Origin of the sequence: Microbacterium bovistercoris, assembly GCF_003387575.1 — a bacterium.
Lineage (GTDB): Bacteria > Actinomycetota > Actinomycetes > Actinomycetales > Microbacteriaceae > Microbacterium > Microbacterium bovistercoris.
On the sequence record NZ_QUAB01000034.1, the window covers coordinates 34,365 to 43,038 of the forward strand.

An 8,674-nucleotide genomic window follows, 5' to 3' on the forward strand; every position below is an offset into this window, starting at 1 on the left:
CAGGCGGATTCGCTACTCGTGCGACACGGAGTCACCGCGCTCGCGGATGTTCTCGATGACCGAGAGGTCGGCGGTCTCCCACGAGCCGTCGGCCACCGACTTCAGCAGCTCGTAACCGGTCACGCTCGCCGTCTTGGCGATGTATCCGGCCGACTTCTGGCCGATTCCACCGCGCAGCTCGAACAGCACCGATGCCGAGCCGAGCAGGCCGTAAGCGTTCCGGGCGATACCAGGTGTCGACGTGCTGGGGTATCGAGTGATGTTCGCATAGCCGTAGCCGTCGACGGCCTGCAGCATCACCGAGGCCGCCCGCTGAGAGGCGGTGATCGTCTCGGCGAACTCGTCGCTGATTCCGAGTTCGGCGGCGGTGTCCACGGCGTTGGGCCACATGATCGATCCGGTGATCATCCGACCGTCATCGTCGACGTAGGTGCCCTGATGGTGGTAGTCCACCATCAGCACCGGCTGCCGCTCGTCCCACAGGGTGCGCATCGCCATCGCCTCGGGCACCTCGTTGAGCGTGTCCTCGCCCGGGACGTAGGGATTGTCCTGCGGCGTCGCACCGTAGGAGTGGTAGCGGTTGATGTCGTAGCCGCGGCCGGCAGACCAGAAGTCGCATCCGACCTCACAGGTCGGATCCCAGTTCTGGCGCCACGGCGTGGTGTTCTCCTGTGCGTCGGTCACATCGCCGTCGAAGCCGTCGACATTGACGCGCGGCACGATGGTGATCGTCAACGCGTCACGGATCGCCTGGTTCTGCGGACTGTCGTTGCCGGCCACCTGCTGGATCAGATCCATCATTCCGCGGCTGACCATGAACTCGTTGCCGTGCTGATTGGCGATGAACATCACCGGAACAGGGCCGTCGCCGATCGTCACGACGGGGATGTCCCGCCCGAGATTGCTCTGATAGGGCGCTGCTTCGAGGTCGATCGCTCCGCCGTCCTCGAGCTTCTGCAGGGTCGACCACATCTCCTCGTACGAGTCGACGCCGCTCAGGCTGTTCCCTTCACCCCATGGCCCACCCGGCTGTGTGTCCGGCGGGGCCGCCGACGCGGCACCCCCGTTCGCTCCGGCGACGACTGCGAGGGCCAGGACTAGCGAGCCGAACGCAGCGGGGATAATGCGTTTTGATCTCATGGTTGGTCACACTCCAGACAGACAGCCCGGCGCAGCCCTGGGTGGCCACGCTCGTTGTGGCGAGCCTCACGTTACCGACGGGAGGACTCCCGGTCTACCGAGTGATCGCGGTGGCCGATGCACGAAACCCCGGAATCTCGCGCCTTGCGCATGATTCCGGGGTTCTGATCTGTGGAGCCTAGGAGATTCGAACTCCTGACATCCTGCTTGCAAAGCAGGCGCTCTACCAACTGAGCTAAGGCCCCGTGCGGGAGGGTTCCCGCGGGAGTATCCGCGAGCGGAGTGTGGGGCTACCAGGACTTGAACCTGGGACCTCTTCATTATCAGTGAAGCGCTCTAACCGCCTGAGCTATAGCCCCGTCAACCTCAAAGACTTTACCGGACGGAGCCGGAAAATCCGAATCGAGGCCGACCCCTCCGATCAGTCGCCCACGCGGAGGTTCGCCGTACCCGCCGAGACCGACGCGTCGATGCGGTTCTCCGAGCTCGTCGACTCCTGCAGATCGCTGTTCAGATCACCCGCGGAGACGTCCCGGCGGATGCTGTAGACATCGTCGGGCACGGTCAGCGTGAGCTCGCCCGCCGAGACATCCAGCGACACCTCCCGCGGAACCGCGGAGAGGTCCGCGGTGAGACGTCCGGCGGCGACCGTGAACTCGGCCTCGCGGACGTCCGCGAGCACCACATCGGCGCGCCCGGCGTTGACCTGGGCGTCCACCGTCCTCGCCGAACCCTCCACCTTCAGCGCACCCGCATTCACCGTGGCATCGAGGTCGTCGAACTCCCCGTCGATGCGCAGGGCACCCGCCTGCACGTCGAACTCGGCATCGACCCCGCTCAGCGACTCGGGCAGCAGCAGGGTGACGGTCTCGGCGTCCTGGAACCAGTCCGGCAGGAACCAGCTCCAGCCGCGGTCAGGACTGCGCACCTTCAGCTCGTCCCCGTCGCGGTACAGTCGCCAGCCGTCCAGGTCGTCACTCTCGCTCTCGAGGCGGGCCTCCTCACCGTCGTAGAACTCGACGCGCACGTCGGCGGCGTCGACCGAGAGGTTCAGCCCCGTCACGCCCGCGACCTCGGAGGTCGTCGAGGTCGGCCCCGTCGACAGCTGGTTGGCTCCGGCGAAAGCGGCGGATGCCGCGGTGCCGGCGATCGCTACACCGCCGACCACGGCGGTGACGATCGTGATCGCGCCGATACCTGCGCTCGTGGTACTCATCGGATGCCTCCTGTGCCGGGCTTCTCGCCCTGGTTCTCGATGTGGGCGAGCGCTGCGAGCACCCGGCGGTTGCCGGACTCGTCGGGCTCGAACCCGAGCTTCTGGAAGATCGAGGTGATGTGCTTCTCGACACTCGCCTCGCTGAGGTACAGCGCGCCGGCGATCGCCTGGTTCGACTTGCCCTCGGCGATCAGGGCGAGCACCGTGCGCTCGCGGTCGGTGAGGCGCAGCATCCGCTCGTCGCGGTTGCGGCGGGTGAGCAGCTGCGCGACCACCTCGGGATCGAGCACGGTCGCGCCGTCGGCGATCCGCTGCACGGTCTCGACGAACTCGGCGACATCCGCCACCCGATCCTTGAGCAGGTAGCCGAGCGGGCCTCCCTGCGCAGCGATCAGGTCGGACGCGTAGCGCTCCTCGACGTACTGCGAGAGCACGAGCAGGGGGAGCTGCGGATCCGTGGCCCGCAGACCCAGCGCCGCGCGGATGCCCTCGTCGGTGAACGTCGGCGGCAGCCGCACGTCGAGGATGCACAGCTCCGGGTCCTTCTCGGCGACGGCGTCGGTCAGGTCGTGGGTGTCGGGGAGCGCAGCGACCACCTCGTGGCCGGCGTCTTCGAGCAGCCGCACCAGGCCCTCGCGCAGCAGCACGGAGTCCTCGCAGATCAGGACGCGCATGGCACCGTCACCTCCAGTGCGGTCGGGCCGCCCGCCGGGCTGTCCAGTCGGAACGTGCCGCCTGCGGCGAGCACCCGGTTCGAGATGCCGTCGAGTCCGCCGCCGGGCTGCACCTGCGCGCCGCCCATGCCGTTGTCCTCGACCCGTGCCCACAGCACCCCACCCTCGCGGGTGCGCACCACGACACGGCATTCGCTGGCCCGGGAGTGCTTGGCCGCGTTGGTCAGCGACTCCGCGATCGCGAAGTAGACGGCGGCCTCCGCATCCCGGCATCCGGCGTTCGCTCCGGTCGACCCTGGCTCGAGCCGCACGTCGAGCTGCACGGGGATGTGCGACCGGCTCGCCAGAGCCGAGAGAGCGGCGTCGAGGCCGCGGTCGTCCAGCACGGAGGCGTGGATGCCACGGGCGAGCTGGCGCAGCTCGGTGATGGCGGCCTTCGTCGAGGTGTGCGCCTCATCGATCAGCGCCTTGGCGGCGGCCGGGTCGGTGTCGATCTTCTGCTGAGCCAGGCCGAGCGTCATGCCGACAGAGACCAGACGCGGCTGGACGCCGTCGTGCAGGTCGCGCTCGATGCGGGTGCGCTCGACGTCGGCGGCGCGCACGGCGCCCTCGCGCTGCGCGCTGGTGGTGCGCACCTGCTCGGTGAGTTCCGCCTCACGGCTGGGGACGATGAGCGCCCGGGTCAGCACGCGGTGCAGCAGCGCAAGGCCGACGATCGCCGCGGCGCAGGCGAGGGCACCGAGGATGCCCGGCAGCGGCGCCCAGGAGGAGAGGAAGCGGCCGCCCCACGGACCCTGGGTGGTCTCGGCCCCGGTGAGCGGCGCGAACGAGATCATCGCCCAGACGAGGCCGCTCCAGAGCAGGCGCAGCACGACGGTTCCCGCGATGCAGGCGAGGAGGAAGTTCACCAGCGCCCGCCACATGCGTCCGTCGATGGCCTGCCGGCCGAGGGAGCGCAGCCAGCCGGCGAAGCCGGGCCGGGTCCGCGGACGCCACTTCAGGTGCGAGACTCCGAGGCCGTACAGGCCGTCGGCCCGCGCCACCTCGAACCAGCCGACACCGAAGAGGGCGTAGACCAGGCCGACGAGGATGACGAGTCCGACTCCGAAGACGAGGACCGTCGCGAGGCCGGCGGTGAGCAGGCTGGTGAGGGCGGTGAGCACGCCGGTGCCGATGACGCCGAGACCGGCGAGCTGCAGGATCGTGAGGAGGATCCGGAGCGGCGGCTTGGGTCGCTCGACGACGGATGCCGGCTGCGCCGGGGTCCCCGGTTCCACGCCCACCGGGGGCGGAGTGAGGGATGTCGGATTCGTGGTCATGGCATCAAAGCTACGCAGGCACGGCTCGCGCCGACACCGAGGCATCCGGAGTCGTCGTTTCGGGTTTTCCCTACTTCCTCCGCGGCGCACGACGGCGGAGGCGTGGTTCACTGGGGGCATGAGCGCTCCCGAGCATCCTCACGATGACGAGCCGCACGGCGGTGGTGTCAATCAGCGCCTGAACTGGCTGCGCGCAGGAGTGCTCGGCGCGAACGACGGCATCGTGTCGGTGGCGTCGCTCGTGGTCGGCGTCGCGGGCGCCACGACCGACAACGCCGCCCTGCTGATCGCCGGCCTCGCCGGTCTGGTCGGTGGCGCGATCTCGATGGCCCTCGGCGAGTACGTCTCGGTGAGCAGTCAGCGCGACAGCGAGCGCGCACTGATCGCCAAGGAGCGCCACGAGCTGCGCACGATGCCCGAGGATGAACTCGACGAACTCACCGGCCTCTACCGCCAGCGCGGCCTGAGCGCCGAGACGGCCCGTCAGGTCGCGATCGAGCTCACCGAGCACGATGCCCTGGCCGCTCATCTCGAGGTCGAGCTGGGGATCGATCAGGACGATCTCGTGAACCCGTGGCACGCCGCGATCTCGTCGGCGATCGCGTTCACGCTCGGTGCTCTGCTGCCGCTGCTCGCGATCCTGCTGCCGCCGCCCGGCATCCGCGTGCCCGTCACGTTCGTCGCCGTCCTGCTCGCTCTCGCGGCGACCGGCTTCATCTCGGCGAAGCTCGGCGGCGCCCGTCCCGGCCGCGCGATGCTCCGCCTCCTCATCGGCGGCGCCCTGGCCCTCGTCGCCACCTGGCTGATCGGCACTCTCCTCGGCACCACCGCCATGATCTGACCTCCGGCGCGGGCGCCCTTCGTCTCGCTCCGCTCGCTCAGGACCCGGTCGGGCCAGAAGCCTCACCCCGCACCCACCCCATCCCTCCTACCTCACCTCAATGGGTTCTGCCTCCCCCAGAAACACGAGCGGGGCGAGGTGTTCCCGGAACGAGCATTGGAAGGGGCCCGCTGGGCGGAGCGGGCTTGCCCGCTCCACCCAGCGGGAAGGCTCCACTCTGCGAGTGCAGGGAACACCTCGCCCCGCGCCCCGCACGAGAACAGCTACCGGCCTACGCAGACCGAAACACCGGCATCAACACCGAATCCACGATCTCCGAGACATCCACATCCCGAAGCCCCCGGAACACCAGCCGATCCCGAAGCACCGCCTGCCCCACATCCAGTCTCAGATCCGTGACCGCATCCCTGGAGATCTCGCCCCGTTCGACGCCCCGCAGAACGACCTCCCGCATCATCTCGCGACCCATGCCCCGAGACAGATCCTCCAGGCGCGTCCGATCCGCGAGCGCCTCCGAAAGCACCGCCCGCAGTGCCTCGCCGAGCGGCCCCGCCATCAGCTCAGCGGTCCTCCCCAGCAGCACGCAGAGGTCGTCCCGCAGGCTCCCCGTGTCCGGCAGCTGCTCCGGCTCCCGCATCAGTGCGTATGCCGTGTCGCGTACGAGCTCAGCTTTCGAGTTCCAGCGCCGGTACAGCGATGCTTTGCCCGCGCCGGCGCGTTCCGCGATGCTCTCCATGGTCAGTCCGCCGTATCCGACCTCCGCGAGCTCCGCGAGCACGGCCTCGTGGATCGCCCCGACCAGTGCCGCCCCGCGCCGCCGCGTCTCAGCCACGGGTCACCCGCCCCGTGGTCCCGTCGACGGTCACGGTCTCGCCGTCGACGAGCACTGCCGTGCCGTCGCCGGTTCCCATCACAGCGGGGAGCCCGTACTCGCGCGCGACGATCGCGGCGTGCGAGGCGATCGATCCGGTGTCGACGACGACGGCCGCCGCGCGCAGGAACAACGGCGTCCAGGCCGGGTTCGTGTACGGGCAGACCAGTACGTCGCCCTGCTGCAGCCGGTGGAAGTCGGCCGCCTCGCGGATGACGCGCACCGGCCCGGTCGCGGTTCCTCCTCCGGCGGGAGCGCCACTCACCACGGCATCCCCTTCATTCCCCCGACGGAATACGTCGCGCACGTCGACTACCGGGATGCCGGCGAGTTCGGCCCGTCGGGCGGCACGAGCGACGACCAGGCCGCGAAGCCGTTCGACGGTCGCCTGGTTCATCGTCGCGACGTCGTGGTTGCCTGCCACCTCATCCCAACGCAGGTGGAAGACGTCGAAGGAGTCGTCGAGCACCCCGGCATCCTGCATCCGGCGTCCGATCTCGAGCAGCGCGCGGCGCAGCGCCGGCAGCGATGCCGTGAAGTGGAAGTGGCTGTCCTCGCGGTAGGCGACGCCCGCCTGGGCGGCGCGCACCCAGTGCCGCACGGCCCTCTGCAGCCACTTCGGCCGGAGGAGCGGATGCCGCAGCAGCCGCGCCAGCGCGTCGTCGGAGCGCGAGCGACGGTCGTCCTGCGGCGGATTGTCCACGAAGCCGGCGACCATGCCGATGATCACGTCGGGCGATTCCGCGAGGGTCGGCGGGCTGACGAGCAGCGGGGATGCCGTCTCTTTGCGTCCGAACTCGTGGCAGAAGGCGTCCAGCGCCGACGAGAACTCGGGGAACCGGTCCAGCTCGGACACGACTTCCGCCGGTGTCTTCGAGGCGAAGAGTTCGCGCAGCACGGCATCCGCCCGCACCATCTCCGCCATATCGGCGAGTGCGCGTTCGGATGCCGCGGTGCGCGTCGGGGCCCCGCCGGTGAGTTCGGCGAGCAGTTCCCGCCGGCCGAGCAGCGTCGTCACGACGCCGAGCCGGATGACGGCGATCGCCGTGCCGGGAAGGTAGTCGATGCGCATGTCGCGGCTGAGATCCATCAGGGCGAGGGCACGCTCCGGCACGCGCAGCAGGTCGCGCCAGCTGAGGTCGGGGAGGGGGAGCGCGTCGAGCTCGTCGGCCCCGGCCAGCAACCGAGCGAGGCGCGGGTCGTGCGGGGCGTCCTCGGGATGGAAGCGCAGGGCCTTGCGGATGACCTTGAACGGGGTGAGCAGGATCGCGGGCCCTGGGCGCATGTGCGGTGGGACGAAGCCGGTGACCACGCCGTCCTCTTCGATCAGGTAGTCGGTGAAGGCCCCGCGGATGCCGAAGTACACGGTGATCTGCCGCATCATGTCGGCCGGGCCCCGGCCGAGCCAAGTGGTGACGTCCATCGGATACGGCCGCACCGGCAGATACTCGCTGAAGATCATGCTCTGCACCCGTTCGCGCCGGTTGAGCCGGCGCGGCTCGGGTGGCAGGGCGGTCATCGGCCGGGCCTGCAGGATGTGCACGGTGCCGTCGGCGATCGCCCACTCCATGTCCTGCGGGCGGCCGAAGTGCGTCACCGCGGCCCGGGCATAGCCGGCGAGCTTCGCGAGCTGGCTCGCACTGAGCAGGCGTCCGCCGGTCTGCGCCGCGGTGTCATGACGGATGCCGCCACCGGCGTCCGTCCTGATCACGACGTCCGCCCGGCCCGGAGTCCACTTCTGCAGAGCACCGTCCTCGTCGAGTTCGTAATGCTCCGGGGTCACCATGCCCGACACGACCGCCTCGCCCAGACCCGCTGCGGCGTCGACGACGATGCGGTCACGCCGGCCGCTGACCGGGTCTGCCGAGAACATCACTCCGGCGACGTCCGCGTCCACGAGCTGCTGCACCACGACGGCGATGCGCACTCCGCCGGGGTCGACGCGCCGCTCCCGCCGGTACGAGACGGCACGGTCGGTCCACAGCGACGCCCAGCACCGGCGCACCGCGTCGAGCACGTCATCGACGCCGACGACATTCAGATACGTGTCCTGCTGCCCGGCGAAGGCCGCGCCCGGCAGGTCCTCCGCGGTCGCGCTCGACCGCACCGCCACCGCCACGTCGGGCCCCAGCTTCGCGTAGGCGTCAGCGACGGCGTCCCGCAGCTCCTGTGGAATCGGCGCCCCCGCCAGCATCCGCCGCAGTTCCGAAGGCTCCGCATCTCTGACCCGCGCCGCGAGTCCAACACTCTCCGCCGCTTGCGCATACGCCTCGGTCGTCACGACGAACCCGCCCGGCACAGGCAGTCCCGCCCGCAGCATCTCCCCGAGGTTCGCGCCCTTCCCCCCGACCACGGACAGCTCCCGAGCCTCGTCCAGTCCCACCACCATAAGAAACGTCACGTTCCTTACGCTACGCGCCGATCTTCTGCCTCACCACCCCTCTGGCGTGGTGAACCTCTCCCCGACACGCAGCCCGTTTCGTCTCGCTCCTCCGTCGCTCGCTCAACGACCAAGAGGGATGCATTGACCAGAAACACGAGCGGGGCGAGGTGTTCCCGGAACGAGCATTGGAAGGGGCCCGCTGGGCGGAGCGGGCTTGCCCGCTCCGCCCA

Annotated in this window: 7 protein-coding genes and 2 tRNA genes; 1 reads left to right on the plus strand and 8 read right to left on the minus strand. The window is 69.7% G+C overall.

From position 1 onward, the window contains the following. Nucleotides 1-12: 12 nt before the first annotated feature. From DY023_RS06200 to DY023_RS06225, 6 genes are all read right to left on the minus strand, one after another. Entirely contained in the window at nt 13-972 is a 960-nt protein-coding gene (locus DY023_RS06200) for a M14 family zinc carboxypeptidase (RefSeq protein WP_181905742.1), read from the minus strand. Nucleotides 973-1,312: 340 nt separating this feature from the next. After that, a tRNA-Ala gene (locus DY023_RS06205) sits at nt 1,313-1,385 on the minus strand. A gap of 40 nt (nt 1,386-1,425) precedes the next feature. Continuing rightward, a tRNA-Ile gene (locus DY023_RS06210) sits at nt 1,426-1,499 on the minus strand. A 62-nt stretch (nt 1,500-1,561) separates the two neighbouring features. Further along, nucleotides 1,562-2,356, minus strand: a complete 795-nt coding sequence (locus DY023_RS06215) for a DUF4097 family beta strand repeat-containing protein (protein WP_116241479.1) — start codon at nt 2,354-2,356, stop codon at nt 1,562-1,564. Then, entirely contained in the window at nt 2,353-3,030 is a 678-nt protein-coding gene (locus DY023_RS06220) for a LuxR C-terminal-related transcriptional regulator (RefSeq protein ID WP_116241480.1), read from the minus strand. The genes DY023_RS06215 and DY023_RS06220 overlap by 4 nt, the downstream gene beginning before the upstream one ends. Next, complete coding sequence (locus DY023_RS06225; RefSeq protein WP_116241481.1) at nt 3,018-4,349, minus strand: sensor histidine kinase; 1,332 nt, start codon at nt 4,347-4,349, stop codon at nt 3,018-3,020. Before DY023_RS06225 ends, DY023_RS06220 begins: the two co-directional genes overlap by 13 nt. A gap of 118 nt (nt 4,350-4,467) precedes the next feature. Between DY023_RS06225 and DY023_RS06230 the strand changes: the two genes are divergently transcribed. Then, nucleotides 4,468-5,190 (plus strand): VIT1/CCC1 transporter family protein, encoded by a 723-nt coding sequence (locus DY023_RS06230; RefSeq protein WP_116241482.1) that lies wholly within the window; start codon nt 4,468-4,470, stop codon nt 5,188-5,190. 271 nt (nt 5,191-5,461) lie between these two features. On the opposite strand, the gene DY023_RS06235 is transcribed toward DY023_RS06230, so the two are convergent. Together DY023_RS06235 and DY023_RS06240 are read right to left on the minus strand one after the other, a co-directional pair. Continuing rightward, nucleotides 5,462-5,968, minus strand: a complete 507-nt coding sequence (locus tag DY023_RS06235; protein WP_220347245.1) for a TetR/AcrR family transcriptional regulator — start codon at nt 5,966-5,968, stop codon at nt 5,462-5,464. Between the two features lie 46 nt (nt 5,969-6,014). Continuing rightward, entirely contained in the window at nt 6,015-8,462 is a 2,448-nt protein-coding gene (locus tag DY023_RS06240) for a PEP/pyruvate-binding domain-containing protein (protein WP_245958615.1), read from the minus strand. Nucleotides 8,463-8,674: the final 212 nt, after the last annotated feature.